We start from the raw sequence: 1,836 nt of genomic DNA on the forward strand, positions 1-1,836 counted from the left end.
CGGGCGCGTCAGGGGTGTAGGAGGGCCGTGCCCTCCCCTCAAGGGGGAGGGGAGCTAAACCCCCGGCAGCGCCGCCACCCGCTCACGCAGCTCACCGAGTTTCTCCGCCGCGAACGGCATGAGCGGCGGTCGGAGCCGGCTCCAGCCGTCGTCGCCATCGCGCTCCGCCAGCACCGCCTTGATGGTCGGGATCTGCCCGTAGCTGTTGAGCATGGATCGCGCCGCCTCGATCCGCCCCTGCGCCGCATCGACCTCCGTCGCTCGAGCCGGGTCGGCGTGATGATCGTAGATAGTGCGCAGCGCCCGCGCCGCGAGGTTCGAGGTCGCGGTGATGCAACCGGCGCCGCCGATCTTGAGGAACGGCAACAGCAGCGGATCGGCCCCGACCATCACGGCGAAGCCGGGATTGTCCTCCACCAGGCCCTGCATATTGCCATAGTCGCCCGACGAATCCTTGAGCCCGACAACGGTGCCGGGAAACGCCGCAATCAGCCGCGTCACCAGCGGCCGGCTGAGCGGCACCGCTGAGGTCTGCGGGATGTGGTAGAGAATGAGCTTGAGCCGCGGATCGGCCACCGCTTCGATAATCCGCGCATAGGCGGCAAAGATCCCGTCATCGCTCACCCCCTTGTAGTAGAATGGCGGCAGCATCACCACGCGGGTAATGCCGAGGCTCAGCGCATGGCGGGTGAGCTCCACCGTATCGGGGATCGCGGCCACACCGACCCCCGGCGCCAGCTGTTCCGGCGTGATCCCGGCGTTGAGCGCGCCCTCGAGGATGGCCTTGCGCTCAGTGACCGAGAACGAGTTGGCTTCGCCCGTGGTGCCGAGCAGCGCGATGCCGTGGCAACCATCGGCGATGAGGTTGTGGCAGTGCGCGCCGAGCCGCTTCAGGTCGGGGCTGAGATCGGCATTGAGCGGCGTCACCGTGGCGCAGTAGACGCCTGAAATCCCGAAACCCATCGCGCAGCTCCCTCTCGTTCCGGCCATGGTGCACGAACGAGCGGGAGCGAAGCAAGTTGCCGGCGCCCGAGCGGACGCCAGCAGGTTTGGGATTACTCCGCCGCCACAGCAGCCGGAGCGTCGACCAGACCAGCCAGCCCCTTGGCCCGCGCCAGGCTCTCAGGCTGCTCGCGGCGGTAGCGGCGGCCGATTTCCATCATCGCCACGGTGTCGGGCAGGAAGCTCAGCTCGGCGAAGATCTCGTCCCAGACGATATCGCCCCAGCCGAGCGGCATGTGCAGGTCGCCGATCCCCATCGCGGTGTTTTCCGCCGGATGGAACGGCTTGTAGAAGCCCTGCGCGCGGCCGAAGGAATCGTGCAGGTGAAGGTGCCCAGCGACCGGTGCCATGGCGCGGATCTCGGCACGGAAATCGAGGCCCTTGAAGGTGGATTCGATATAGGCGTGGCTGAAGTCGATCAGCGCCACGAGGTTCGCATGGTTCACTGCCTTCACCGTCTCGGCCACCTCGGTCGGGGTCTGGCGATACTGGCCGAGCTCGGTGGTAAAGATGTTTTCGAGCGCGATGCGCACGCCATGCGGGCGGGCGAAATCGGCAAGCTCGGTAAGTGCTTCACGCTCGCGCACCTCGCCCCCTGCTCAGTCGGCCATCGCAGCGGCGCGGAGGTTGCCGCTGTGGTGGACGAGGATGCCCGCACCGATCGGGTTCGAGACTTCGACCAGCGCCTTGGCGGCAGCGATCTGGTAGGGCAGCGTCACCGGGTCCATGAAGTTGGACGACACCAGCCCGTGCACCGCCTACCCGGAATCCCCACGCCTCCTCAGCGCCACCCGCCCCCCGCGCCGCTCCCCTCTGATCCCGCCACCGCCGGCG

Annotated in this window: 1 protein-coding gene and 1 pseudogene; both read right to left on the reverse strand. The window is 67.8% G+C overall.

The features are described from left to right. Nucleotides 1–54: 54 nt before the first annotated feature. Nucleotides 55–963 (reverse strand): dihydrodipicolinate synthase family protein, encoded by a 909-nt coding sequence (locus VW23_RS21485; RefSeq protein WP_069911545.1) that lies wholly within the window; start codon nucleotides 961–963, stop codon nucleotides 55–57. Nucleotides 964–1,055: 92 nt separating this feature from the next. Next, nucleotides 1,056–1,757, reverse strand: a pseudogene (locus VW23_RS21490) (sugar phosphate isomerase/epimerase family protein); the annotation flags it as partial. Nucleotides 1,758–1,836 lie beyond the last annotated feature (79 nt).

The sequence above is a fragment of the Devosia insulae DS-56 genome (assembly GCF_000970465.2).
Taxonomy (GTDB): domain Bacteria; phylum Pseudomonadota; class Alphaproteobacteria; order Rhizobiales; family Devosiaceae; genus Devosia_A; species Devosia_A insulae.

Excerpts from the sequence above, each read along its gene's own strand:
- VW23_RS21485 (WP_069911545.1), bottom strand. The coding sequence starts at position 963 with ATGGGTTTCGGGATTTCAGGCGTCTACTGCGCCACGGTGACGCCGCTC.